The organism is Demequina sp. NBRC 110056, from assembly GCF_002090155.1.
Taxonomy (GTDB): Bacteria; Actinomycetota; Actinomycetes; order Actinomycetales; family Demequinaceae; genus Demequina.
This window is the reverse complement of the sequence record NZ_BBRM01000005.1, coordinates 79,534-103,423: the sequence shown is the minus strand read 5'-3', so window position 1 is coordinate 103,423 and position 23,890 is coordinate 79,534. Positions and strand designations below refer to the sequence as shown.

Here is a 23,890-nt window from a genome sequence, read left to right as displayed (position 1 = left end):
AGGTGCGCCGATGCTGACCGTTCGACTGCTTGGCCGCCCACGCCTGGAGCGTGAGGGGGTGCCCGTCGCGGGCCCGCGCGGGCACAAGGCGTGGGCGCTCCTCGCGCGGCTCGTCCGCTCGCCTGATCCGGTCTCGCGGCAGACGCTCGTCGACGAGCTCTTCTCCCAGGCCGACGACCCCATGGCCGCGCTGCGGTGGACGCTCGCGGAGCTCCGGCGCAGGCTGGGCGCGCCCGAGGCATTCCAGGGCGACCCGTTGACCGGCGACCTCGGGCCCGGCATCGAGGTCGACGTCACCGTCGCGGCGCTCGGGCGCTTCTCAGGGCCGCCGCCGGACGGGCGATTCCTCGAGCGCGTCGAGGTCCGCGACAGCGCCACCTTCGAGACCTGGCTGCTGGTCGAGCGCGAGCGCGTCGACGCGGAGATCCTGTCCGGCATCCGTGAGGCGACGCTGCGCTCCCTCGCCCGCGGTGAGCCCGACGCAGCGATCGACCTGGCCCGCGTGATGGTCGCGCGGGACCCGCTGGTCGAGGGGCCACACGTGCTGCTCGTGTCCGCGCTCGCGGCGGCGGGCCGGGCGGATGCCGCAGCGCGCCAGGCCGAGTCGAGCATCGCGATGCTGCGACGCGAGCTCGGCATGACCCCGAGCTCCGCCATCCGCGACGCTGCGGCGCCGCGACCGGCGCCCGGCCGGGCGGGCGTGTCGCCGCTCGCCACCGCGAAGGCGCTGCGCGCGTCCGGGCTCGACGCCGTGTCCGCCGGAGTCGCCGCCGAAGGCGCCTCGCGTCTGCGCGCCGCCGCGGCCGCGGCCGAGCAGGCCGGCGATCAGGCGCTCATGGCGGAGTGCCTGCTCGATCTGGGCACCGCGCTCGTGCACGCCGACCACAACCACGACGACGAGGGCTCCGTGGTGCTCGGCAGCGCCATCGCCGCGGCGTCCGACGCAGGGCTCGACTCCGTCGCGTCTCAGGCGCTGTCCGAGCTCGCGTACGTCGACGTCCTGTCGGGCCGCCGGGTGACCGCGTCCATCCATCTCGAGTGGTCCCGCGAACTCGCCGGCGAGGACCCCGTGCTGCTGGCCCACGTCGCCTCGATCGAGGCGACCGACCTGCACGACCGCGGTCTGCTTCACGAGGCGCGCGAGCGCTACCTGGCCGCCATCGCCGACTCTCAGCGGGCGGGGGAGGCGCGCCGCGAGGCGTGGGCGCTCGGCGTGGGAGCGCGGACCTTGTACTGGCTGGGCGACATGGCCGAGGCGCGCAGCTGGGTGGACCGCTCGCTCGCGATCATCGCTCGCGAGCGGTGGTCCGCATTCCGCCCGTGGGTCGAGGCGTGGGGAGCGCACGTCGACCTCGCGCTGGGGGCGGACCCGAGCGAGGTGATCGAACGGCTCGAGTCCACCTTCGCCCTCGCATGCGAGCTCAACGACGCGTGCTGGCAGGGCATGTCCGCGAAGGCGATGGCGCTCGCGCACGAGGCGACGGGCGAGAGCGACGGTGCCCGGGAGTGGATCGTCACCGCAGCCGTCGCGTGCTCGCGCGAGACCGATGCCTACGACTGGGTGCGCGCCGACGTCGCGCTGGCGCACGCCGAGCTCGCGCTCGGCTGGGGCGACCTGACCGTCGCCGCGGAGCGCGCCGACGACCTCCGCGTGCTCGCCGCACGCTGCGGCTTCACGACGATGCTCGAGCGGGCCGCCGTGGTGCTCGCGCGGGCGGCGGGGGAGGCGGCCGCGACGGGAACCGGCTCTACGCGCGCAGCCCCGCGATGATCGCCTCCACGACCCGGCGGCCCAGCGCTGCGAGGGCCGCGGGATCCTGACCGACCAGCGGGCCGCGCGTCGCGATGTCCGCGAAGCCGTGCACGGCGGACCAGCACGGCCACTCGGCGTGCTCGCGCTGCTGCGGCGTCAGCACGCCGGCGGCCACGCACCCGTCGAGCGCGTCCAGGAGCAGCAGGAAGGGTGCCGGAACCTCGCTGTCGACCATCACGGCCGGCCCGCCGCCGGGACGGGGGTCAAAGGTGAGCAGGGCGAGCTCGAACCACCCCGGCTCCGCGAGCGCGAAGTCGATGTAGCCCAACCCGACCCCGCGCAGACGTGCCACCGCGAGCTCGCTGGTGAGCGCATCGGCGCTACTGGTGGCTCCGTCGGGCGACGTGCCCTCCTCCTCGAGGAGAGAGCCGATCTCGTCGACCAGCGAGGCTGCGTCGTCCACCAGAGCGGACGCCTCGTCGACAAGGGTGCCGATGCGCTCGACCATGGCCTCAGCGAGGCGGTCCTGCGCCGCGAGGGCGACGGCGACCACCAGGGCGCGGTGGTCGTCGAAGTGCCGGTACACGGAGGCGGGGGAGACTCCCGCCTGGCGCGTGACCTCTCGCACGCCCACCGCGTCGACGCCGCCCACACGGGCGAGCTCGAGCCCTGCGTCCACGAGCGCGACGCGCAGGTCGCCGTGGTGATAGCTGCGGGTGGTCTGCGGCATCTCTTGCGCCTCCTGCGGTCCGCGCCTACAGTTGTCGAAGTCGATGTGAACACTGTGAACATATCGCGGAACCGAGCATCGGCGCCACCGTGGGTGCCATCACGTGCATCGCAGGATCTGGGGAGGATTCATGGCTGAGCTGGCCATCGAGACGCATGGGCTGACGAAGGTCTACGGCGACACGCGCGCGGTCGACGGGATCGACCTGAGCATCACGCGCGGGGGAGTGCACGGCTTCCTTGGCCCCAACGGCGCGGGCAAGACGACGGCGATCCGCATGCTCGCGACCCTGATCCGCCCGGACGCCGGCTCCGCCACCGTGCTCGGGTACGACATCGCGAAGCACGCCGACGAGGTCCGCTCGCGCGTGAGCCTGACCGGCCAGTTCGCGTCGGTCGACGAGGACCTCACCGGCAAGGAGAACCTGCGACTGCTCGGCAAGCTCTACGGCTACACCGGACCGGGCGCGAGCAAGCGCGCCGACGAGCTCCTGGAGGCCTTCGGGCTGGCCGAGGCGGGTGACCGCCAGGTGAAGAAGTACTCCGGCGGCATGCGCCGACGCATCGACATCGCGGCGTCCATCGTGGTCACGCCCGAGCTCCTGTTCCTCGACGAGCCGACCACGGGCCTCGACCCCCGCGCCCGCAACGAGGTCTGGGACATCATCCGGGCGATGGTCAGCTTCGGCACCACCGTCATGCTCACGACGCAGTACCTCGACGAGGCCGATCAGCTCGCTGACCGGATCTCCGTGATCGACACCGGCAAGATCATCGCCGAGGGGACCTCGAGCGAGCTCAAGGCGTCCGTGGGCGCCGCCTCGCTGCAGGTGCGCGTGATGCGCCGCGACGACCGCGACGCCGCCCGCGACCTGCTGACCCGCGAGCTCGGCGTCGACGTGACCACCACGAACGACCCGCAGGCGCTCACCGCGGCGATCGACGACCGCGCACGCGTGACGCGGGCGCTCACCGCTCTCGAGGAGTCGGGCCTCGAGCTCGCGCAGTTCTCGCTGGGCCAGCCCAGCCTCGACGAGGTGTTCCTTGCCCTCACCGGGCACGCGGCGGAGGCCGCCGACAACGAGGAGGCCGCGGCATGACCGACGACGCCACCACCGACGTGACCACCCAGACTCCGCCCTCGGCGGCGTCGCCGACCGGGGCATCCTCCGGCGCGGCGAGCGCGCCGCAGGCCCAGGCGATCGCCTCGGCCCTCGCCAGTGCCACCAAGCCCAAGCCGCCGAGCGCCGTGAGCACCTCGATGACCTTCGGCTGGCGTGCGCTGCTCAAGATCAAGCACGTGCCGGAGCAGCTGTTCGACGTCACGCTGTTCCCGATCATCATGACGCTGCTGTTCACGTACCTCTTCGGCGGCGCGATCGCGGGCTCCGTGAACGAGTACATCGCGTACATCGCGCCCGGCGTGCTCGTGCAGTCGGTCCTCTTCATCACCATGTACACCGGCACGACGCTGCGCACCGACATCGACAAGGGCGTCTTCGATCGCTTCCGGTCGCTGCCCATCTGGCGCCCGTCGCCCCTGGTCGGCATGCTGCTGGGCGACGCCGTGCGCTTCGTGGTCGCCGCGATCATGACGTCGCTGGTGTGCCTGCTCATCGGGTGGCGGCCCGAGGGCGGGTTCATCGGCGTGGTGCTCGGCACGCTGCTGCTGCTGGTCTTCGCGTTCTCGCTGGGCTGGATCTGGACGTTCCTGTCGCTGATCCTGCGTACGCCCGGCGCGATCATGGGCGTCGCGTCCTTCGTGCTCATGCCGCTGCTGTTCGGCTCCAACATCTTCGTGGACCCCTCGACGATGCCGGGATGGCTGCAGGCGTGGGTCAACGTCAATCCGGTGTCCGACCTGGTGACGGCGGTGCGCGCGCTGATGAACGGCACGGAGCTGGGCTCCGAGCTCGTCACGACGCTGCTGTGGTCGGCCGGACTTGTGGCCGTCTTCGGGTCGCTGACGATGTGGAAGTACAGGGATCCCCGATAAGCGCTGACCCGCGGTAGCGCAGAGGCAACGGCGAGTTCCCGACGACACGTCGACGTGAGTCTTCTCTCACCGTGAGCACGGGGTGGTCTGGGGGCGCGCTCGGACAGGGAAGAATCTTCCGGTGACCTTTGCCGCAGACCTCGACGACCGCACCTACTTCCGCACCCTCGACGCCGCGCTCGCGGACCTCGGACTGCCGCTCGGAGCGGTCGACAAGGTCCGCGCCGCCGTCGTGAAGGTCGACTACGAGCACGTCTCGATCCCGAGCTCGCGAGAGCACATCACGCTCGAGCTGCCGGGGGAGACCACGCCGGTGGGCTACATCACGCCGACCTTCGTCGCGCTGCACCCCCGTGAGGGAGCCAGTGAGTTCATCGAGATCGCCACGCCGGCCGTAGCGGCCGCGGCGGCGCCGGCGCCGGCGCGCGTCAAGCCCGCGAAGTCGAAGCTGGTCGAGCCCGCCGTGAAGCCGTGCCCCACGTGCTTCACCGGTCTGCCGCTGTCGGGCATCTGCGACTGGTGCGGCTGACCCCGTCGCCAGGCGTCACGCGCGCGTGATCCGCTCCACGGCGATCTCGACCTCGCGCGGGTCGCGAGCCTGGTCGTCGAGCGCCCGATGGATGCTGAGGCCCTCGATCAGCGCGTCGAGCATCCGCGCAGTCTCGGGGTCGAAGTGGCGCTCCAGCGCGTCGCGGCTGCGGGCCATCCATGCGGTGGTGAGGGCCCGGTAGGCGGGCTCACGGGCGGCGAGCGTGTAGAGCTCGTGCGACAGCACCAGCGCACGGTCGTCGCCGAACACGTCCTCGAGGATGAGCGTGACGACGGCCTGGCGCGCCTCCTGGGCGTCGGACGCCGCCTCCATGCGCCGGGCGAACACGTCGCTCACCCCCGTGGCGAAGCGCGTGAACGCCTCGCGCAGGAGCTCATCCATGCCGTCGAAGTAGTAGGTCATCGCGCCCAGCGGGACGTCTGCCTGCGCCGCGACCTTGCGGTGCGTCGTTCCGGACACTCCGTGGCGCGAGATGACGTCGAGGCACGCGTCGATGATGCGGTCGCGCCGGTCGGGGTCGTTGCGACGACCCAGGCGAGTGCCTCCTCGATGCTGCTGGTCGGCCATCGCGTTAGGGGATCTCGCGCAGGACGCGGGCGGGATTGCCGGCGGCGACCACGCGCGGCGGGATGTCCTTGGTGACGACGGAGCCGGCGCCGACGACGGAATCCTTGCCGATGGTCACGCCGGGGCACACGATCACGCCTCCGCCGAGCCACACGTTGTCCTCGATCACGATGGGCCGCGCGGCCTCGACCTTCGCGCGCCGAGGCTCGGGGTCGATCGGGTGCGTGGGCGTGAGGAGCTGGACGTTGGGGCCGATCTGGCAGTCCTCGCCGATGGTGATGGCCGCCACGTCGAGCGCCGTGAGGTGGTAGTTGACGAAGGTCCGGGCGCCGATGCGGATGTTGTCGCCGTAGTCGACCACCAGCGGGGGCTGGACGTAGGCGCCGTCGCCGAGCTCGCCCAGGAGGCTCTCGAGGAGGCCTCGCGCCCCGGGCTCGCCTGCGACCTCCGCCCGGTGGTAGGCCTCGGCGAGCTGGACGCCACGGCGATGCATCTCGCCCAGCTCCGGGTCGTCCGCGACGTACCAGTCGCCGGCGAGCATGCGTTCGCGCGCAGTGCGCGAGTCGTCAAGGGGCGTACTGTCGCTCATGGGTCAAGGCTAGTCGCATCTGTGTACGAACGTCCACATACTGTGTACGATCGTACGCATACGGCGCCGCGCGCGCCCCGACCCATCCCCTGGTGAAAGGCTGACGGCACCGTCATGTACGCCCTCCTCCTCGCGATCATCTACGTCGCTTTCGTGAGCCTTGGCCTGCCCGACTCGTTGATCGGCGCCGGCTGGCCGGCGATGCACGAGGACCTGGGCGTCCCGGTGGCGTTCGCCGGCATCGTGACGATGATCATCGCGGGCGGCACCATCGTGTCGAGCCTCGCGTCGGAGCGCCTCACCCGTCGGTTCGGAGCGGGGCTCGTGACCGCCGTGAGCGTGGCCATGACGGCAGCGGCGCTGGGCGGGTTCGCGTTCGCGGACTCGTTCTGGCTGCTGTGCCTGTGGGCGATCCCGTACGGTCTGGGAGCCGGGGCCGTGGACGCCGCGCTCAACAACTACGTCGCCCTGCACTACGCAGCGAAGCACATGAACTGGCTGCACAGCTTCTGGGGAGTCGGTGCCTCGATCAGCCCGTTCATCATGAGCTACGCGCTGACGTCGAACCTCGGATGGTCCGCCGCCTATGGCATCGTCGGGATCATCCAGGTGGTCCTCGTGGTCGCCCTGTTCGCGAGCATCCCACTGTGGGCTCGCGTGAACGCGGTGGTGCCCGACGACCACGACGGAGAAGACGTCGAGGCCCCCGAGGCGGGCAAGGGCGCCACGCACGTCCCGCTCGCACAGGCGCTCCGGATCCCCGGCGTGATCCTCATCCTCATCGCCTTCTTCGCCTACTGCGCGCTCGAGTCGACGTCGATCCTGTGGGCCTCGACCTACCTCGTCGACGACCGAGGCGTCGCGGCGGCGACAGCCGCGGCGTTCGCGTCGCTGTTCCTGTTGGGCATCACCGGCGGCCGGTTCCTCGCCGGGTTCTTCGCGGACAAGGTCGGCGACCGCGCGCTCATTCGCGGCGGCTTCGTGACGGTCGGCATCGGCGCGGTGATGCTCGCGCTGCCGCTCGGGACGGACGTGGTCGCGCTCGCCGGACTGGTGATCGCCGGTCTGGGCTGCGCGCCCATCTACCCGGCGATCATCCACTCGACCCCGGTGAACTTCGGGCGCCGCAACTCGCAGGCGATCATCGGCATCCAGATGGCCGCGGCCTACACGGGCTCGACCGTCGCGCCGCCCGTCTTCGGCGTGCTCGCCACCTGGCTCGGCATGTGGACGCTGCCGTTCTTCCTCGCGGTGCTCGCTGTGCTGGGGCTCGTGATGGCAGAGCGCCTCAACGGCCTGGTCGATCGTCGCCAGCTCGCGCGCTCCGCGCCGCAGGCCTGAGCGAGCCGCGCGGGCCGACCGCCGGGCCGGCTAGGGCAGGACCGCGATCGCCTCGATCTCGACCAGTGCCTCTGGCCGCGCGAGACCGGCGACCATGAGCACCGTGATGGGCACGGCGTGGTTGCCCCACACCTCCTGCGAGGCCGCGAACCCCTCCTGAACGTCGGCGCCGTCCTTGAGGTAGACCGCTAGGCGCACCACGTCCTCCTGATACGCGCCGCCTTCGGCAAGCACGGTCAGCACGTTGCGCAGCGCCTGCTCCGTCTGCTCCACCACGTCGCCCGTGATGGCGCCGTGCGCGTCGGTGCCGTTCTGGCCTCCGACGTAGAGCGTACGGGTGCCGCTCGCGAGGGCACCCGCCGCGAACGCTGGCGACCCGTGCATCGACTCGGGGTTGAGATACGTCACTGCCATGGCGACCACCTCCATCGCTGATCACTGCCGCCCTCCCTCGACCGTAAGCCCGGCGCGCTCGGCGCGCCTCTTGAGCGCCGCGAGAGCGCCGCGCGAACCCGGCGGTGAGGTCTCCAGACCGACCCAGCTCGCGCATCGGCGCTGCTGTCCGCGCAGGTACAGTGGCGGGATGGAGCAGTCCTCGCCCGGAGCCCCGCTGTCCTACGCCGTGACGCGCAACCCCGCGCCGGCGTCCGACGCCGAGCGCGCTCGACGCATGGACTCCCAGCCGTTCGGCACGGTGTGGTCGGACCACCTGGCGAAGGCGACCTGGACCGCCGAGGACGGCTGGGGCGACCGGCGCATCGAGCCGTTCGCGGACCTCGTGCTGCACCCCGGCGCGACGGTCCTCCACTACGGCCAGCAGGTGTTCGAGGGCCTGAAGGCCTACCGCTGGGCCGACGGCGGCATCCACCTGTTCCGCCCCGAGGCCAACGCCGCCCGCCTGGCTGCGTCGGCGACCAGGATGGCGCTGCCGCCGCTGCCCCAGGAGGACTTCCTCGCGTCGATCGAGGCGCTGCTGAGCGTCGATGCTGCCTGGGTGCCCGCCGAGGACGAGACGTCGCTGTACCTGCGCCCGCTGCTCATCGGCACCGAGGCGTGCCTGGGCGTGCGGCCGTCGCAGACCGTCGAGTACCTGCTCATGGCCTCGCCCGTGGGCGCGTACTTCCCGCACGGCGTGAAGCCGGTGTCGATCTGGGTGGCGCAGGGCTTCCACCGCGCCGGAGCCGGCGGGACCGGCCAGGCCAAGACCGCGGGCAACTACGCCGCGTCGATGCTGCCGCAGCAGCAGGCCGCCGATCACGGCTGCGACCAGGTGCTGTTCCTGGACGCGATCCACGACGCCTACGTCGAGGAGCTGGGCGGCATGAACGTGTTCGCGGTGCGCCGCGACGGATCGGTGTGGACGCCGCGCGTGACCGGCACCATCCTCGAGGGCGTGACGCGCGACTCCGTGCTCGAGCTGCTGCGCGGCGACGGTCGCGACGTCATCGAGCGCGACATCCCGCTCGCCGAGCTGCGCGACGGGATCGAGTCCGGCGCGGTCACCGAGCTCTTCGCGTGCGGAACCGCGGCGGTGGTCACGCCGATCGGCCGACTCGTCGCTCCTGAGATGGACCTCGTCGTGGGCGATGGCGGCGCGGGTGCCCTCACGCAGAACATCCGCGGCCGGCTCACCGACATCCAGTACGGCCGCGCGCCCGACGCCCACGGCTGGATGCAGCGGGTCGTCTGACCCGCCTGGTGTTCCTGTGAACGACGACGTTCCTGCCCGCCCGCGCGTGCTGGTCAACCAGCACGGCTACCTCCTCGGAGGGCCGATGCGCGCGACCGTGATCTCGGACAGCGCCGATGCGCTCGCCTGGGAGGTGTGCGACGGCGCCGATGCGGTGGTCGCCGCGGGGGCGACCACGCCCGTGGGGGCGGAGGTCACGTCGGCGGAGAGCGTGCACGTGGCGGACCTGTCGGGGCTTGCGCCCGGCTCGGGCTACGTCCTGGTCGTGGACGGCTCGCGGAGCCGTCCGTTCTCCGTGGGGGAGTCGCTCTACGAGCCGCTGCTGATCGACGGTCTGAACTACTTCTACCTGGCGCGCTCGGGCACGCCGATCTCCGCTGAGATCGTGGGCGACGAGTACGCGCGGGAGGCGGGGCACGTGAGCGCTGCCGGAGGCGCGGACGTGAACCAGGGAGACCTGTCGGTCGCATGCCAGCCGGTCGAGGAGACCGAGGCGATCTACGGGACCCCGTGGGCCGCCGACTACCGGCTCGACGTCGTCGGCGGCTGGTACGACGCGGGTGATCACGGCAAGTACGTGGTCAACGGTGGCATCGCGGTGGCCCAGCTGCTGGGGGTTTGGGAGCGCGCCCTGCGCGCCGGCGGCACTGCCGCGGCGGCCCTTGGCGACGGCTCGCTGCGCCTGCCCGAGCACGGAGATGGCGTCCCGGACGTGCTGAACGAGGCGCGCTGGGAGTTGGACTTCATGATGTCGATGATCGTGCCCGACGGCGACGCGCTCGCGGGCATGGTGCACCACAAGGTCCACGACCACGGGTGGACCGGGCTGCCGATGCTGCCCGCGGAGGACCCGAGGCCCCGGTACCTGCACCGGCCCTCGACCGCGGCGACGCTGAACCTCGCCGCCACCGCCGCCCAGGGCGCGCGCCTGTGGCGCCCGTACGACGAGCCGTACGCGCATCGGCTCCTCACGGACGCGCGCACCGCGTGGCAGGCCGCGCTCGCTCACCCCGACCTCTACGCGCCCGTCGCGGACGGATCGTACGGCGGCGGTCCCTACGACGACGAGGACGTCAGCGACGAGTTCTACTGGGCGGCCGTCGAGCTGTTCGTGACGACCGGGGAATCCACGTTCGCAGAGTTCATCGCCTCGTCTCCTGTGCACGACGCGGACTCGTTCCCGGCGGGCGGGTTCCGTTGGGACGCGTTGGGCGCGATCGCGAAGATGAACCTCGCGACGGTCGGCAACGCGCACCCGTCGCGCGCGCTCGTGGCCGAGCAGGTCGTCGCGGGAGCTCGGCGACTTGCCGCTGTCCAGGGTGCGCAACCGTGGGGCATGGCGCTGCCCGACGACGGCTTCATCTGGGGCTCGAACAGCCAGCTCCTCAACAACATCCAGGTGCTCGGTGCGGGCTACGACCTCAGCGGAGACCCGGCCCTGCTCTCGGCCGCCCAGGAGTCGATGGACTACCTGCTGGGACGCAACGTCCTCGGGCTGTCGTACATCACCGGCTACGGCACCGACTTCGTCCGCAATCAGCACTCGCGCTGGTTCGACCACCAGGAGGACCCGTCGCTGCCGCACCCGCCGCGCGGTTCGGTCGCGGGAGGGCCCAACGCGCTGACGGAGACGTGGGACCCCGTCATCCGCGGGCTCCACCCCGACGGCGACTGCCCGCCTCAGGCCGCGTACGTGGACGACATCCAGTCGTGGGCCACCAACGAGATCACGGTGAACTGGAACTCGGCCCTCGCGGCGGCAGCGGCCTTCCTCGCTTTCCCCGACGCGCCCATCACGCTCGAGAGCTGAGAAGCGTCCCCAGGGCCGATGCGCCGGCCGGGTGTCCTCCGCCGTGCGGCTCGTTGGGGGCGCACGGGGTGAGTGACGCATACTGTCGTGCGACATGACGAACCACGACAGCGCCGAGCTCGCCCCGGCTTCCGTGCCCGCCTATGTGCTGACGCGCAAACGCATGCGGAGCATCCGGATGCGCGTCGACTCGCGCACGTTCGAGGTGCGCGTCTCTGCCCCGATGACGATGCCGCAGTGGCGCATCGACGCGTTCGTGGCCTCGCGCAGCGAGTGGATCACGGACCGGATCGCAGCGCTCGCGGCGGTGCCTGAGCCCCTCGAGCACGGACCCGAGGCCGAGCGGGCGCGGGCGACCCTCGAGGAGTGGCTCGACATCCTGATGCCGCTGTGGTGCGCGGAGTTCGACGTGGTGCCGCCGCACGTGAGCCTGCGCATCATGCGCTCGCGGTGGGGCAGCTGCCGAGCCGCCACGCGCCGGATCTCGCTCAACCTCGAGCTCGCGCGCCGAGGCTACGAGATGACGGAGTACGTGCTGGTCCACGAGCTCGCCCATCTCTTCGAGCTCAACCATGGGCCGCGCTTCTACGCGCTCATGGACCGCCACCTGCCCGACTGGCGCGAGCGCAAGGCCAGGCTCGGGCCCCTGTAGCGCGTGATACCACGGTGATACCGTGAAGGAATGGCGATGACGGTGCGGATGACCGAGGAGCAGGACGCGCGCTTGACGGAGCTCGCGCAGCGGTGGGGCGTCTCCAAGAACGAGGCGATCGCGCGTGCCGTCGAAGAGGCGAGTCGCGCCGAGTCCACCGAGGCGGAGCCAGACGTGAGCGCTGTCTCGCGCGAGATGCTGGACCGCTGGGGGCCGGTGCTGGACCGGCTCGGGACGGTATGACGACCCGGTTCCTCACCCTCGAGCACCTGCTCGACCTGTGCCGCGACCTGGGCGTGGGCCCGGTGCGCGACGTTGGCCAACTGGATGCTTGCGCGCAACGGCCACAGACGACTCTGATGGGAGTCGACGCGTACCCCGCGGTCGAGCAGAAGGCTGCGGCACTGCTCCATTCGGTGGTCGCGAACCATCCGCTCGGAGACGGCAACAAGCGGTTGGGGTGGCACTCGCTCACTGTCTTCCTTGCGATCAATGGGCTCGACGTGGCATTGACGCACGATGAGGCGTTCGAGCTCACGATGGCCGTCGCCGATGGCTCCCTCCGCGACGTCGACGCGATCGCGGCGCGGCTGCGGACCGAGCCTCGCCTTTAGGTGCGGTTCGCCCTCGAGGCGACGAGCGCATCGTCCCTGGTGGCCCTTGACGCGTGTGCCATACTGACTCCGATGCACACGGCGATCATCATTCCGTAGCGCGTCGGCGAGACCCTCCCGACGCGCAGCCTCCCGCACCCTGGGAGGCTTTTTTGTTGGGACGGCGAGCCGGAGCCGCGGGCGATGCCCAGACACGAGGAGCACACGATGACGGATCTCACGGTCGAGGTCTACGACACCACCCTGCGCGATGGCGCGCAGCAGGAGGGCATGAACCTGTCCGTCGCGGACAAGATGGCCATCGCGCCGCTGCTGGACGAGCTGGGAGTCGGCGTCATCGAGGGCGGCTGGCCCGGCGCGGTGCCCAAGGACACGGAGTTCTTCTCGCTGCTGGCCAAGGAGTCCACGCTCAAGAACGCGCAGCTCGCCGCGTTCGGCATGACCCGGCGGGCTGGCTCCACCGCCGCCGCGGACCCGCAGGTGCGCGCGCTGCTCGACTCGGAGGCGCCCATCATCACGCTCGTGTGCAAGGCGGACATCCGGCACGCTGAGCGCGCGCTGCGCGTGTCGCCGGACGAGAACCTGCGCATGATCGAGGAGACGTTCGCCTTCCTCACGGGCGAGGGCCGCCGCGTCATCATGGACGCCGAGCACTTCTTCGATGGCTACCGCTACGACGCCGACTACTCGGTGCGCGCGCTCGAGGCCGCGGTCGCGGGAGGCGCGGACACCCTGTGCCTGTGTGACACCAACGGCGGCATGCTGCCCGAGGACGTCACCGCCATCGTCGGCGCCGTCGCCGGCAAGGTGTCGACCCCGCTCGGCATGCACGCGCACAACGACTCCGGCTGCGCGGTCGCGAACTCGATGGCCGCGGTGGCCGCCGGTGCGACGCACGTCCAGGGCTGCGTCAACGGGTACGGCGAGCGCACCGGCAACGCCGACCTCATCGCCGTCGTCGCGAACCTCGAGATCAAGAAGGGTCTGAAGGTCCTCGCGGGCGATGGGCTCGCGGAGTCGACCCGCATCGCGCACGCGATCTCCGAGATCACCAACATTGCGCCGTTCGCCCGCCAGCCCTACGTGGGCGCGAGCGCCTTCGCCCACAAGGCCGGACTGCACGCCTCGGCCATCCGCGTCGACGCCGACCTCTACCAGCACACGCAGCCCGAGAAGGTGGGCAACGGGCTGCGCATGCTCGTGTCCGACATGGCTGGCCGCGCGTCGATCGAGCTCAAGGGCAAGGAGCTGGGCTTCGACCTCGCGGGCCAGAACGAGCTGCTCGGCCGCGTCACCGACCGTGTGAAGCACGCCGAGGCGGCCGGCTACACGTTCGATGCGGCGGACGCGTCATTCGAGCTGCTTCTGCGTTCCGAGATGGGGGAGAGCCCCGCCTTCTGGGACGTCGAGACCTGGCGCGTGCGCGTGTCGTCCAAGCCGGGCGACCCCACCGACGCCGACGCCGAGTCCGTCATCAAGCTCCACGCGGGCGGCGAGCGCATCGTCGCCGTCGGCGAGGGCAACGGCCCGGTCAACGCGCTCGACCACGCGCTGCGCTCCGCTCTCACGAGCGCGTACCCCGAGATCGAGGAGTTCGAGCTCACCGACTTCAAGGTCCGGATCATGGAGGCCTCGCACGGCACCGACGCCGTGACCCGCGTGCTCATCACCACCGTGCACCGCGAGTCTGGCGAGATGTGGCGCACCGTCGGCGTGGGCCCCAACGTCATCGAGGCTGCCTGGGAGGCGCTGTCGGACTCGCTGGTCTACGGGCTGCTCAAGGAGGGCGTCGAGCCGCGCTGACCTCCCGGCCCGCGCATCGGCGCTCCTCCAGGGCGAGACAATGGTGACCATGCACGGTGAGTACAAGGTTCCTGGCGGCAAGCTCGTCGTCGCAGACATCGAGGCCGCCGACGGCACCCTGACCGAGGCCGTCGTCTCGGGCGACTTCTTCCTCGAGCCGGCGGAGGCGATCCTCGACATCCGCGCGGCGCTCGTGGGCATGCCCGAGGGAGCCTCGGTCGCCGAGCTGGCCGCGGCCGTCCAACGTGCGGCGGGGCCGGACGCGCACTTCGTCGGCTTCAGCCCGGAGGCCGTCGCGATCGCCGTGCGCCGCGCCCTGGGGCACGCCACGGGCTGGCACGACCACACCTTCGAGGTGCTGCACGACGAGCCGCGCGAGCCGCACCTGCAGATGGCCCTGGACGACGTCCTGTCGCGCGCTGTGGCTGAGGGGCGCCGCGGCCCGACGCTCCGCATCTGGGAGTGGGCGTCCTCCGCCGTGGTGATCGGGTCGTTCCAGTCGCTGCGCAACGAGGTCGACCCCGAGGGGGCGCAGCGCCATGACATCACCGTGACGCGTCGCGTCTCGGGCGGCGGCGCCATGTTCATTCAGCCCGGCAACACCATCACCTACTCGCTCTCCGTGCCGCCGTCGCTCGTCGAGGGACTGAGCTTCGAGCAGTCGTACGCGTTCCTCGACGACTGGGTGCTCGGTGCTCTGGCGGACGTCGGGATCCGTGCGCGGTACGTGCCGCTCAACGACATCGCCTCGGACGCGGGCAAGATCGCGGGCGCGGCGCAGAAGCGCTACGCCTCGGGCGCGGTGCTGCATCACGTCACCATGGCGTACGACATCGACGCCGACGCGATGATGGAGACCCTGCGCATCGGGCGCGAGAAGATGAGCGACAAGGGCACGAAGAGCGCGAACAAGCGAGTGGACCCGCTACGTAGCCAGACGGGTATGGCGCGGGAGGCGATCATCGACGCGTTCCTCGCACACTTCACGTCGCGGTACTCGACGGTCGCCGGCTCCGTCTCGCCCGACGAGTTCGCGGAGGCTCAGGCCCTGGTCGCTTCGAAGTTCGCGACGCCCGAGTGGATCGGCCTGGTGCCGTAGGTCGGTCGCTGCTCCTTAGACGGCGACGCCCACGAGGTGGCCCACGCCGTAGGTGATCGCCATCGCCAGCGACCCGCCGACGACGTTGCGCACGACGGCGCGCCGGACCGAGGCGTGCACGATCCTCGCGGAGACGAACCCGGTGAGCGCCAGCGCGAGCACGACCGCGACGAACGTCACCGGCACCTGCAGCGCGGGCGTCGCCAGCAGGATGAGGCCCAGCGGCAGGATCCCGCCGAGCGTGAACGCGAGCAGCGAGGCGATGCCCGCGTGCCACGGATTGGTGAGCTCGTCCGGGTCGATGCCCAGGTGCATGAGCGCGTGGATCGCCACCGGGTCGTGCGCGGTCTGCTCGATCGCGGCGGCGCGCGCGGTCTCCTCGGACATGCCAGTGTCCATGTTGAGCTGCACCAGCTGCTCGAGCTCCCAGTCGGGGCGGGTCCGGTGCCAGCCCTTCTCGCGACGCAGCTGCGCGCGCTCGGCGTCGCGTTGGGAGGACACCGACACGTACTCGCCGACGCCCATCGACAGCGCCCCTGCGGTGAGGCCCGCGACGCCGGCGGCGAGGATCGCGCCATGGTTGGTGGGCGCGGCCGCCGCGACGCCGATGACGAGTCCGGCGATCGACACGATGCCGTCGTTGGCGCCGAGCACGCCGGCGCGCAGCGCGTTGAGGCGGCCGGAGACGGCCTCCTCGTCGATGTGCTCGGGTTCGCGGCGACGGAACATGGCACCAGGGTAGGAGCGTGCGGCGGCTCGCGCTAGCAAGGCTTACCTGTGTTCGGAGGACCGAAATCCCTGGTAAGGGGCGCAGTCGATCGGTCCGTTGGAGGGCCGATGCGCGCCGGTGCGGGTCGCGATCCGGCTATTGCGGGCCCACGTGCAGCAGCTCGAGCACGGGCGCGCCCGCCTCATCGGAGGCGTCGAGATCGACAGCCGCGATGATCGCCCAGTCGTGGTCCCCGTCGCGGTCGTCCAGGACCTGGCGCACCACCCACGTGCCCTCGGGCAGCGCGGCATCCGGGGTCGCCGCAAGCGCCGCGCGGGCGACGCCGCCGGAGTGGTCGCCGCCTGGCTCCACGAACGCCACCAGCGCCGCCGAACGGGCATCCGGGCCGATGCCGATCGCGCCGTCGCCCTGCGCCACGAACAGCGGGTCGAGCGCGTCTCGCCACGCGTCGGCGCCCCAGCCCGCGCCACCGTCGAGAGCGCCCAGCGCCGCGTAGTCCTCGCGCGCCGCGAGCTCGACGCGCTGGAACATCGCGTTGCGGACCAGGCGCCGCAGCACGCGCGGGTTGCCCGTCATCGGGCGCGCGGGGCCGACGAGGGGCGCCGATGCGGCCGCCGGGTCGGCGTCATCCGCGACCACGGCATCGGGATTCATGAGGCGCTCCCACTCGTCCAGCAGCGACGAGTCGGTCGCACGCACCAGCGCGCCCAGCCACTCCGTGATGGCGACCACGTCGTCCGTGCGGTGCTCGGCGGGCACGGTCTGACGCAGCGCGCGATACGCCTCGGCGAGGTAGCGCAGCACCACGCCCTCGGTGCGCTCGAGGCCGTAGGCGGACACCAGGTCGCCGAACGACATCGCCTTGTCGAGCATGTCGCGCACGACGGACTTGGGCGAGAGCTCGGCATCGAGGATCCACGGGTTCGACTGCCGGTACATGACGAACGCAGGCTCGAGCAGGTCCGCGAGCGGCTTGGGCCACGTGACCTCCTCGAGCAGCTCGACGCGCTCCTCGTACTCGATGCCGTCCGCCTTCATGGCGGCGACGGCCTCGCCGCGCGCGGCGTGCTGCTGCGCGAGCAGCACCTGGCGCGGGTCGGACAGCGTCGCCTCGATGACCGAGACGACGTCGACGGCGTGGTCCGGGGAGTCGACGTTCAGCAGGTCCATGGCCGCGAGCGCGAACGGCGACAGCGGCTGGTTGAGCGCGAAGTGGCGGGGGACGTCGACCGTGAGGCGCACCGACGTCCGGTACCCGCGCGGTCGCGTCGCGTCCGGCACCCGCACCGGCTCGACGACCCCGGCGACCCTGAGCGAGCGGTAGATCCGCAGCGCCTGGCGCACGTGGGCCGAGCGCTGGGCATCGGTCTCGTGGAGCGCTTCGAGCAGGGAGCCCATCGCGGCGACCGGGTCCTCGGCAGGGCGGCCCAGGGCCGTGTTCTCGGTACCGCGCGCGAGGACGTTCAGCACCATCGCGTGGGTCACCGCGAAGTTCGACGTCAGCGGCTCCGGGGGAGCGTCGCGCAGCCGCTCGAACGTCGCGTCGGTCCAGTTCACCGAACCGGCGGGGGCCTTCTTGCGGACGATCTTGCGCTGCTTCTTCGGATCGTCGCCGGCCTTGGCGAGGGCCTTGCGGTTCTCGATGACGTGCTCGGGCGCCATCACGAGGACCTCGCCCTCGGTGTCGAAGCCGGCCCGCCCGGCGCGGCCAGCGATCTGGTGGAACTCGCGGGCGGTGAGGTGGCGCATGCGCTCCCCGTCGTACTTCACCAGCGACGTGAGCAGCACGGTGCGGATCGGGACGTTGATCCCCACGCCGAGGGTGTCGGTGCCGCACACGACCTTGAGCAGGCCCTGCTGGGTGAGGCGCTCGACGATCCGCCGGTACTTGGGCAGCATCCCCGCGTGGTGCACGCCGATGCCAGCCCTGAGGAAGCGCGACAGCGTCTTGCCGAAGCCCGTGCCGAACCTCACCCCGTCGAGCGCATCGGCGATGCGAGCCTTCTCCTCCTTGGAGGCGACCTTCATGCTCAGCAGCGACTGCGCGCGGTCGACGGCGTCCTTCTGCGTGAAGTGGACCACGTAGACCGGCGCCCGGCCGGTCTCGACCAGCCGCTCGACCGTGTCGGGCAGTGGCTCGAGGCAGTACTCGAACGTGAGCGGCACGGGGCGCTCGAGCGTGGTGACCTCCGCGACGCTGCGCTCGGTGCGGTCCTCGAGATCCTCGACCAGCCACGCGGTGTCGCCGAGCGTGGCGGACATGAGCACGAACTGCGCGTGCGGCAGCTCGATGAGCGGCACCTGCCAGGCCCATCCCCGCTGCGGGTCGGCGTAGAAGTGGAACTCGTCCATGACGACCACGGACGCGTCGGTCGCGGCGCCGTCGCGCAGGGCGAGGTTGGCGAGGATCTCTGCGGTGCAGCAGATGATGGGCGCGTCCGGGTTGACCGCCGAGTCGCCGGTCATGAGCCCGACGTTCTCGGATCCGAACAGCTCGATGAGCGCGAAGAACTTCTCGCTGACCAGGGCCTTCAGCGGCGCGGTGTAGAACGTGCGGCCGCCGGTGCCGGCTCGGTGCGCGGCGAGGGCGGCGAAGTGTGCGCCGGCCGCGACCAGGGACTTGCCGGAGCCGGTGGGCGTCGCGAGGATCACGTGCGCGCCGGAGACGATCTCCATGAGCGCCTCGTCCTGGTGCGGGTACAGCGCGAGGCCCATCTCCGCCGCCCAGGTGCCGAACGCCTCGTACAGCGCGTCGGGGTCGGGGGAGGCGCCGTCCGGCGTCGATGGCAGGCGGTCGAGGAGAGGGGCAGGTGAGGTGGACATCGCGTCCATTGTTCCGTGTTCGTCGCGTGCGGAGGGCCGATGCGCTCTCACGAGGCGTTCCAACGTGCGGCTTGGGTGCGGCGAGGGCAGCAGTCGTGCCTCCCGGGCGCGCGTCAGGCGCCGGGGCGGGGGCCCATCACGGCGGAGCCGACGCGCACGATGGTCGCGCCCTCGGCGATCGCCCACTCGAGGTCGGCGGACATCCCCATCGACAGGTGCCACGCCTCGCGCAGGTCGAGCTCGCCGCGCTCGGACAGGATGAGCGCCTCGTCGCGGATCGCGCGCAGGCGACGGTAGCCCGCGCGCACCGCCTGCTCATCGGGGGAGTTGAGCCCGATGGTCATGAATCCGGTGACGGTGAGCCCCGGCAGTGCGGCCGTGGCTGCGGCGAGGCCCAGCGCCTCCTCCGGCTCGACACCGGCCTTCGAGTCCTCACCGGACACGTTGACCTGGACCATGACCTCGAGGTCGCGCTCGGCCTCGAGCGCCAGGCGGGAGAGCCGCTCGGCCAGGCGGAGGGAGTCGACCGTCTGGACGCACGTCGCGTGCTCGACGGCGATCGCGGCCTTGTTGCGCTGCAGCTGGCCGATCACGTGGACGCGGGCGCCAGTCGCCCGAAGGGCCGGTCCCTTGACAGCGAGCTCCTGCATGCGGGACTCGCCCACCAGGGTGCCGCCGGCGCGGACCACGCCGGCGGCCGCATCGGCGTCCCACGTCTTGGTGGCGACCAGGATCTGGACGCCGGCGCCCGCGCGGCCGCACTGAGCCTCGGCGACGTGGACGCGTGCACGCACCTCGGCCAGCCGTGAGGCGGGATCCCAGTCGGCGGGCGGCGAGGCGAGGTCGGTCATGAGTCCTTCCGGAGGGGTGCGGTCGAGGCGCCCGTGAGGCGCACAAGGTCGGCGGGAGCGAGCGACACGTCGAGGCCGCGGCGGCCGCCGCTGACGTAGATCGTTTCTAACGTCAGCGCGGAGTCGTCGAGAGCTGTCGGTAGGCGCTTGCGGCCGCCCAGAGGGGAGATGCCGCCCACGACGTATCCGGTGGCGCGCTCCGCCTCAGCAGGAGGCGCCATGACGGCGCGCTTGGCGCCCAGGGCCTTGGCCGCGGCCTTGAGGTCGAGGGTTCCGGTGACGGGCACGATCGCCATCGACAGCGCTCCGTCCGCATGGACGCACAGGGTCTTGAAGACCGCGGACGCGTCGACGCCGAGCGCGTCTGCCGCCTCGAGCCCGTAGGACAGGTCGGAGCTCGGGTCGTGCTCGTACGGGTGCACGCCGTGGTCGACGCCGGCAGTGACGAGCGCGGCGATCGCGGGCGTGCTCGCGGCGTCGGTCTTGCGTCCCATGGCGACCAGTGTGCCGCACGCTCCGCGCCGCTCCCGATCCCACCCCCACTCCCTGGAGGAACGATCGCTGCGCGCTTCGTCGTCAGTGCGCGTCCTGGCGGACGAGAATCCGCGCTGTACAGTCTCTGCGGTGAGCAGCGATGGCCTGACCCAGGTGGACATGTGGACCGACGGCGCCTGCAAGGGCAACCCGGGCATCGGCGGTTGGGGCGCATGGATGCGCGCCGGCGGCAAGGAGCGCGAGCTGTTCGGAGGAGACAAGGACACCACCAACAACCGCATGGAGCTCACCGCGGTCATCGAGGGCCTCAAGGCGCTGAACCGGCCCTGCGCGGTCACGCTGCACGTCGACTCGCAGTACGTGATGAACGGCGTCACGAGCTGGATGAAGGGCTGGAAGCGCAACGGCTGGAAGACGCGCGACAAGAAGCCCGTCAAGAACCAGGAGCTGTGGATCGCGCTCGACGAGCAGGTCGCACGCCACCAGGTCGAGTGGGTGTGGGTCAAGGGCCACGCCGGCGACCCGGGCAACGAGCGCGCGGACGAGCTCGCGAACAAGGGCGTCGACGCCGTGCGACGTTCCTGACGGATCTCGGTCCTCCAGGACGCACCACGAGAGCGAAGCGCGCAGAAGGCATTCCTACAGGAGACCAAGGAGGCTCGGGATCGGGCGGCGGGTAGCGTGGCCAGCGTGACCCTGCCCTCGACCATCGCCGCGCCCGTGCAGCACCGGCTCGAGGTCAAGCGCTCGGTCTTCCTCGCGCACCTCGCGCCCGTGGCGTCCGTGGAGGACGCCGATGCGGTGGTCGCCGCGATCCGCAAGGAGCATTGGGACGCACGCCACCACTGCACGGCGCTCGTCGTGGGCCCGCAGGCGGAGCGGCAGCGATCCAACGACGACGGCGAGCCCGCAGGCACCGCAGGAGCGCCGATGCTCGAGGTGCTGCGCCATCGCGACGTGACCGACCTCGTGGCCGTCGTCACTCGCTGGTTCGGTGGCACGCTGCTGGGCGCAGGCGGACTGGTGCGGGCCTACGGCTCCGCCGTCGCGGGTGGCCTCGACGCGGCCACGCTCGTCGACCGCGTGCACCTCACCAGCGTCGCCGTGGACGCTCCCCACGCGGAGGCGGGTCGCCTCGTGGCCTACCTGCACCAGTGGGCGGACAACCACCACGCAGTGCTCGACGAGCCCGAGTACGGTGCGAGCGCGCGGATGAGCCTCCAGGTGCCGCCCGAGCTCGTCGCGACGCTTCATGCCGACGTGGCAGCCCTGACTGGTGGCGCCGTGATGCCCGTCGACGGCGAGACGCGGGTGGTCGACCGGCCGCGCTGACCCGCGGCGCCGCGCGATGGTGCCGGCACCGGCCCGCGATGCGGCACGATGGCGCCATGACGTCCTTCGCCCGCACCGCCGGCATGCCGCTGATGGTGCTGCTGGGCCTGGCGTGCCAAGAGGCGGGTGCCGCCGTCGCGGTGACGATCATCCCGGACATCGGCGCGTGGGGCGTGATCGCGACGCGCCTGCTGTTCTCGGCCGTGGTGCTGATCCCGTTCGCGGCGGTGAGCCTGCGCCGAGGCGCGCCCATCCAGTGGTGGACGGTGCTCGCCTTCGGCATCTCGCTCGCGGCGATGAACGCCTTCTTCTACCTCGCGCTCGCACGCATCCCGCTGGGCGTCACGGTGACGATCGAGGTCATGGGGCCGCTCGTGCTGAGCGTGGTGGCCAGTCGCAGCTGGCGCGGGTTCCTGTGGGCGGCCATCGCGGCCACCGGCGTGATCCTGCTGGGCGGCGGCGCGGCCGACCTCGACCCGGTCGGCATGCTGTTCGCCGCCGGTGCGGCCGTCATGTGGGCGGCGTACATCCTCACCGCGCGCGCGGCGGGTGCCAGCATGCCCGGCGTGGTGGGACTGGCGCTGGCGACGGCCGTCGGCGCCGTCCTCACGGTGCCGGTGGCCGTGGTCGTCGTCGGCTCGGCGCTGCTGAATCCCGCAGCGCTCGCGCTCGCCTTCGTCGTCGCCGTGCTGAGCTCGGCGATCCCGTACGGGATCGAGCTCAGCGCGCTGCGCCGCATGAAGGCGGAGACGTTCGCGATCCTCCTCGCGCTGGCCCCGGCCATCGCGGCGCTCGCCGGCCTGGTGCTCCTCGACCAACGCCTCACGTGGGTCGTGGCGGTCGGCATCGGCCTCGTCACGATCGCAGGGGTCGGGGCGGTCATCACCGCTGGCCGGCGCGCGGTGCCGGCGACGGAGGAGGCTGTCATCGAGGCGGCGTCGGCCGACGACGCTCCGTAGCGGCAGCGAGAGCCCGCGCTACAGTGCGAGCGTGGCACTGGACATCGTCAATCCCGCCGACGGGACGCTCATCACGACCGTGCCCGTCACCTCTGCCGACGAGGTGGGGGAGCACACGGCCGATGCGCTGGCCGTCTTCCGCTCGGGCGTGTGGTCCGGGCTCGCGCCGCGCGAGCGCGCCGCCGCCTTGGTAAGGCTGGCGACGCTCATGGAGCGCGACGCCGAGACCCTGGCGCGGCTCGACTGTGAGGACGCCGGCAAGCCCATCACGGAGTGCCGCGACGGTGACGTCCCCGGGGCGATCGAGTCGATCCGGTGGTTCGCGGAGGCGGCCGACAAGATCCTGGGAGCCACGGGCGCGACGCCGGCGGACGTCGTCGCGTTCACCGAGCGCGAGCCTTTCGGTGTGGTCGCCGCGATCCTGCCGTGGAACTACCCGCTCGCCATGGCGGCGTGGAAGATCGGTCCCGCGCTCGCGGCGGGCAACTGCCTCATCCTCAAGCCCGCCGACGCGACTCCGCGCTCGGTGCAGCACGTGGCCGCCCTCGCGCTCGAGGCTGGAATCCCCGAGGGCGTCCTGCGCGTCGTGACCGGCGACGGCCCGACCACCGGCGCCGCACTGGCCGCGGACCCGCTGATCGGCGCGCTGTCGTTCACGGGCTCGACGGCGACGGGGCGCTCGATCCTCACCGCCGCGGCGGCCTCGAACTTCAAGCGCGTCAGCCTCGAGATGGGCGGCAAGAGCCCGCAGGTCGTGATGGCCGACGCGCTCGGTTACGGCGACGCGCTGATCGACGGCATCGTCGAGGCGGCCTTCCTCACCGCTGGCCAGAACTGCACCGCGGGCTCGCGGGTCCTCGTGCACGAGTCGATCCTCGACGAGGTCGTCGCACGCCTGGCCGCCGCCGCGCAGGCGCTCGTCGTCGGGGACCCGCGCGACCCGACGACGCAGGTCGGCCCCGTCGTCAACGACGCGGCGGCGGACCGCATCCTCGCGGCGATCGGTGCCTCGATCGAGCGCGGAGCGCGCGCGGTCGCGGGCGGAGCCGAGGTGCGCGTCCTCGATGGTGGCCGCTACATCGCGCCGACCATCCTCACCAACCTCGACGCCGACGACCCGATCCTGACCACGGAGGTCTTCGGGCCGGTCACGACGGTCCAGACCTTCGCGACCCGCGACGAGGCGATCGCGATGGCGAACGCCGTCGACTACGGCCTCCAGGCCACGGTCTGGACGCTCAACATGGCCGATGCGCTCGTCATGGCCCGCGCGATCGAGGCCGGGGTGGTGTCGGTGGGCGCGTACAGCGAGGGCGACCTCACCGTCCCGTTCGGCGGTTGGAAGCAGTCGGGCTTCGGGGGCGCGGAGAAGTCGCTCGCCGCGTTCCACCAGTGGACCCGCGAGAAGACCGTCTGGATCCAGCTGCCGACCTGACGTTCCCCGTCCGGACGCGACAGCGCCCCCGGACCGGAGTCCAGGGGCGCTGCACGGGTCGGGGCGAGGGGA

General features: G+C 71.7%; 24 protein-coding genes. 16 read left to right on the top strand and 8 right to left on the bottom strand.

Annotation, left to right across the window (positions count from 1 at the left end; all coding sequences use genetic code 11):
* Positions 1–10 precede the first annotated feature (10 nt).
* On the top strand, positions 11–1,771 hold the full coding sequence (locus B7K25_RS08650; protein WP_084105467.1) for a BTAD domain-containing putative transcriptional regulator: 1,761 nt from the start codon (positions 11–13) through the stop codon (positions 1,769–1,771).
* Here B7K25_RS08650 and B7K25_RS08645 read toward each other — a convergent pair.
* Entirely contained in the window at positions 1,749–2,483 is a 735-nt protein-coding gene (locus B7K25_RS08645) for a TetR/AcrR family transcriptional regulator (protein WP_084105465.1), read from the bottom strand. The genes B7K25_RS08650 and B7K25_RS08645 overlap by 23 nt on opposite strands.
* 130 nt (positions 2,484–2,613) lie before the next feature.
* Here B7K25_RS08645 and B7K25_RS08640 point away from each other — a divergent pair, with 130 nt between their 5' ends.
* The 3 genes from B7K25_RS08640 (at position 2,614) to B7K25_RS08630 (ending at position 5,007) form a co-directional block, all read left to right on the top strand.
* Positions 2,614–3,582, top strand: coding sequence for an ATP-binding cassette domain-containing protein (locus tag B7K25_RS08640; RefSeq protein WP_084105463.1), 969 nt, complete (start codon positions 2,614–2,616; stop codon positions 3,580–3,582).
* A complete protein-coding gene (locus tag B7K25_RS08635; RefSeq protein WP_084105461.1) occupies positions 3,579–4,478 on the top strand; it encodes an ABC transporter permease in 900 nt (299 codons plus the stop codon). The genes B7K25_RS08640 and B7K25_RS08635 overlap by 4 nt, the downstream gene beginning before the upstream one ends.
* Before the next feature lie 121 nt (positions 4,479–4,599).
* Complete coding sequence (locus B7K25_RS08630) at positions 4,600–5,007, top strand: hypothetical protein (protein ID WP_084105459.1); 408 nt, start codon at positions 4,600–4,602, stop codon at positions 5,005–5,007.
* 15 nt (positions 5,008–5,022) lie between these two features.
* On the opposite strand, the gene B7K25_RS08625 is transcribed toward B7K25_RS08630, so the two are convergent.
* Both B7K25_RS08625 and B7K25_RS08620 read right to left on the bottom strand, forming a co-directional pair.
* Complete coding sequence (locus tag B7K25_RS08625; RefSeq protein ID WP_084105457.1) at positions 5,023–5,595, bottom strand: TetR/AcrR family transcriptional regulator; 573 nt, start codon at positions 5,593–5,595, stop codon at positions 5,023–5,025.
* A 4-nt stretch (positions 5,596–5,599) separates the two neighbouring features.
* Positions 5,600–6,184: a sugar O-acetyltransferase gene (locus B7K25_RS08620; RefSeq protein WP_084105455.1), complete on the bottom strand. Its 585-nt coding sequence runs from the start codon at positions 6,182–6,184 to the stop codon at positions 5,600–5,602.
* A 114-nt stretch (positions 6,185–6,298) separates the two neighbouring features.
* On the opposite strand from B7K25_RS08620, the gene B7K25_RS08615 reads away from it, so the two are divergent.
* Positions 6,299–7,525, top strand: a complete 1,227-nt coding sequence (locus B7K25_RS08615; protein ID WP_084105453.1) for a sugar MFS transporter — start codon at positions 6,299–6,301, stop codon at positions 7,523–7,525.
* 30 nt (positions 7,526–7,555) lie between these two features.
* Here the strand turns inward: B7K25_RS08615 and B7K25_RS08610 are convergent, their stop codons facing one another.
* Positions 7,556–7,939, bottom strand: coding sequence for a RidA family protein (locus B7K25_RS08610; RefSeq protein WP_084105878.1), 384 nt, complete (start codon positions 7,937–7,939; stop codon positions 7,556–7,558).
* Positions 7,940–8,108: 169 nt separating this feature from the next.
* Here B7K25_RS08610 and B7K25_RS08605 point away from each other — a divergent pair, with 169 nt between their 5' ends.
* The 7 genes from B7K25_RS08605 to B7K25_RS08575 all read left to right on the top strand — a co-directional run bounded on the left by B7K25_RS08605 (position 8,109) and on the right by B7K25_RS08575 (position 15,193).
* Positions 8,109–9,215 (top strand): branched-chain amino acid aminotransferase, encoded by a 1,107-nt coding sequence (locus tag B7K25_RS08605; RefSeq protein WP_084105451.1) that lies wholly within the window; start codon positions 8,109–8,111, stop codon positions 9,213–9,215.
* Positions 9,216–9,231: 16 nt separating this feature from the next.
* Positions 9,232–11,025 (top strand): glycoside hydrolase family 9 protein, encoded by a 1,794-nt coding sequence (locus B7K25_RS08600; protein WP_159450166.1) that lies wholly within the window; start codon positions 9,232–9,234, stop codon positions 11,023–11,025.
* A gap of 94 nt (positions 11,026–11,119) precedes the next feature.
* Positions 11,120–11,677 carry a M48 family metallopeptidase gene (locus B7K25_RS08595; RefSeq protein WP_234988142.1) on the top strand — a complete coding sequence of 186 codons (558 nt, stop codon included), beginning with the start codon at positions 11,120–11,122 and terminating at the stop codon, positions 11,675–11,677.
* A gap of 36 nt (positions 11,678–11,713) precedes the next feature.
* Complete coding sequence (locus tag B7K25_RS08590; protein ID WP_200807908.1) at positions 11,714–11,920, top strand: ribbon-helix-helix protein, CopG family; 207 nt, start codon at positions 11,714–11,716, stop codon at positions 11,918–11,920.
* Complete coding sequence (locus tag B7K25_RS08585) at positions 11,917–12,291, top strand: type II toxin-antitoxin system death-on-curing family toxin (protein WP_084105445.1); 375 nt, start codon at positions 11,917–11,919, stop codon at positions 12,289–12,291. The genes B7K25_RS08590 and B7K25_RS08585 overlap by 4 nt, the downstream gene beginning before the upstream one ends.
* A gap of 207 nt (positions 12,292–12,498) precedes the next feature.
* The gene (gene cimA / locus B7K25_RS08580; protein ID WP_084105443.1) at positions 12,499–14,094 is read left to right on the top strand and encodes a citramalate synthase; all 1,596 of its coding nucleotides are present in this window, start codon (positions 12,499–12,501) and stop codon (positions 14,092–14,094) included.
* Positions 14,095–14,143: 49 nt separating this feature from the next.
* Positions 14,144–15,193: a biotin/lipoate A/B protein ligase family protein gene (locus B7K25_RS08575; protein ID WP_084105876.1), complete on the top strand. Its 1,050-nt coding sequence runs from the start codon at positions 14,144–14,146 to the stop codon at positions 15,191–15,193.
* A 15-nt stretch (positions 15,194–15,208) separates the two neighbouring features.
* Here the strand turns inward: B7K25_RS08575 and B7K25_RS08570 are convergent, their stop codons facing one another.
* The 4 genes from B7K25_RS08570 to ybaK form a co-directional block, all read right to left on the bottom strand.
* Positions 15,209–15,922 carry a VIT family protein gene (locus B7K25_RS08570; protein ID WP_084105441.1) on the bottom strand — a complete coding sequence of 238 codons (714 nt, stop codon included), beginning with the start codon at positions 15,920–15,922 and terminating at the stop codon, positions 15,209–15,211.
* 136 nt (positions 15,923–16,058) lie between these two features.
* Positions 16,059–18,746, bottom strand: a complete 2,688-nt coding sequence (locus B7K25_RS08565; protein ID WP_084105875.1) for an RNA helicase — start codon at positions 18,744–18,746, stop codon at positions 16,059–16,061.
* 113 nt (positions 18,747–18,859) lie between these two features.
* The gene (locus B7K25_RS08560; protein WP_084105439.1) at positions 18,860–19,597 is read right to left on the bottom strand and encodes a YggS family pyridoxal phosphate-dependent enzyme; all 738 of its coding nucleotides are present in this window, start codon (positions 19,595–19,597) and stop codon (positions 18,860–18,862) included.
* Positions 19,594–20,091: a Cys-tRNA(Pro) deacylase gene (gene ybaK / locus B7K25_RS08555; protein WP_084105437.1), complete on the bottom strand. Its 498-nt coding sequence runs from the start codon at positions 20,089–20,091 to the stop codon at positions 19,594–19,596. Before ybaK ends, B7K25_RS08560 begins: the two co-directional genes overlap by 4 nt.
* Before the next feature lie 160 nt (positions 20,092–20,251).
* Between ybaK and rnhA the strand changes: the two genes are divergently transcribed.
* The 4 genes from rnhA (at position 20,252) to B7K25_RS08535 (ending at position 23,818) form a co-directional block, all read left to right on the top strand.
* Complete coding sequence (rnhA, locus tag B7K25_RS08550; protein ID WP_084105874.1) at positions 20,252–20,677, top strand: ribonuclease HI; 426 nt, start codon at positions 20,252–20,254, stop codon at positions 20,675–20,677.
* A gap of 105 nt (positions 20,678–20,782) precedes the next feature.
* Entirely contained in the window at positions 20,783–21,424 is a 642-nt protein-coding gene (locus tag B7K25_RS08545; RefSeq protein WP_084105873.1) for a YigZ family protein, read from the top strand.
* A gap of 56 nt (positions 21,425–21,480) precedes the next feature.
* Positions 21,481–22,383 carry a DMT family transporter gene (locus B7K25_RS08540; protein ID WP_084105435.1) on the top strand — a complete coding sequence of 301 codons (903 nt, stop codon included), beginning with the start codon at positions 21,481–21,483 and terminating at the stop codon, positions 22,381–22,383.
* Positions 22,384–22,414: 31 nt separating this feature from the next.
* Positions 22,415–23,818 carry an aldehyde dehydrogenase family protein gene (locus B7K25_RS08535; protein WP_084105433.1) on the top strand — a complete coding sequence of 468 codons (1,404 nt, stop codon included), beginning with the start codon at positions 22,415–22,417 and terminating at the stop codon, positions 23,816–23,818.
* The last annotated feature ends 72 nt before the right edge of the window (positions 23,819–23,890 follow it).

Bases quoted from the DNA above. Each gene is read 5' to 3' on its own strand.
- B7K25_RS08650 (WP_084105467.1), top strand. From the start codon at position 11: ATGCTGACCGTTCGACTGCTTGGCCGCCCACGCCTGGAGCGTGAGGGG.
- B7K25_RS08645 (WP_084105465.1), bottom strand. From the start codon at position 2,483: ATGCCGCAGACCACCCGCAGCTATCACCACGGCGACCTGCGCGTCGCG.
- B7K25_RS08640 (WP_084105463.1), top strand. From the start codon at position 2,614: ATGGCTGAGCTGGCCATCGAGACGCATGGGCTGACGAAGGTCTACGGC.
- B7K25_RS08635 (WP_084105461.1), top strand. From the start codon at position 3,579: ATGACCGACGACGCCACCACCGACGTGACCACCCAGACTCCGCCCTCG.
- B7K25_RS08625 (WP_084105457.1), bottom strand. From the start codon at position 5,595: ATGGCCGACCAGCAGCATCGAGGAGGCACTCGCCTGGGTCGTCGCAAC.
- B7K25_RS08620 (WP_084105455.1), bottom strand. From the start codon at position 6,184: ATGAGCGACAGTACGCCCCTTGACGACTCGCGCACTGCGCGCGAACGC.
- B7K25_RS08615 (WP_084105453.1), top strand. From the start codon at position 6,299: ATGTACGCCCTCCTCCTCGCGATCATCTACGTCGCTTTCGTGAGCCTT.
- B7K25_RS08610 (WP_084105878.1), bottom strand. From the start codon at position 7,939: ATGGCAGTGACGTATCTCAACCCCGAGTCGATGCACGGGTCGCCAGCG.
- B7K25_RS08605 (WP_084105451.1), top strand. From the start codon at position 8,109: ATGGAGCAGTCCTCGCCCGGAGCCCCGCTGTCCTACGCCGTGACGCGC.
- B7K25_RS08595 (WP_234988142.1), top strand. From the start codon at position 11,120: ATGACGAACCACGACAGCGCCGAGCTCGCCCCGGCTTCCGTGCCCGCC.
- B7K25_RS08590 (WP_200807908.1), top strand. From the start codon at position 11,714: ATGACGGTGCGGATGACCGAGGAGCAGGACGCGCGCTTGACGGAGCTC.
- B7K25_RS08585 (WP_084105445.1), top strand. From the start codon at position 11,917: ATGACGACCCGGTTCCTCACCCTCGAGCACCTGCTCGACCTGTGCCGC.
- cimA (WP_084105443.1), top strand. From the start codon at position 12,499: ATGACGGATCTCACGGTCGAGGTCTACGACACCACCCTGCGCGATGGC.
- B7K25_RS08575 (WP_084105876.1), top strand. From the start codon at position 14,144: ATGCACGGTGAGTACAAGGTTCCTGGCGGCAAGCTCGTCGTCGCAGAC.
- B7K25_RS08570 (WP_084105441.1), bottom strand. From the start codon at position 15,922: ATGTTCCGTCGCCGCGAACCCGAGCACATCGACGAGGAGGCCGTCTCC.
- B7K25_RS08565 (WP_084105875.1), bottom strand. From the start codon at position 18,746: ATGTCCACCTCACCTGCCCCTCTCCTCGACCGCCTGCCATCGACGCCG.
- B7K25_RS08560 (WP_084105439.1), bottom strand. From the start codon at position 19,597: ATGACCGACCTCGCCTCGCCGCCCGCCGACTGGGATCCCGCCTCACGG.
- ybaK (WP_084105437.1), bottom strand. From the start codon at position 20,091: ATGGGACGCAAGACCGACGCCGCGAGCACGCCCGCGATCGCCGCGCTC.
- rnhA (WP_084105874.1), top strand. From the start codon at position 20,252: ATGTGGACCGACGGCGCCTGCAAGGGCAACCCGGGCATCGGCGGTTGG.
- B7K25_RS08540 (WP_084105435.1), top strand. From the start codon at position 21,481: ATGACGTCCTTCGCCCGCACCGCCGGCATGCCGCTGATGGTGCTGCTG.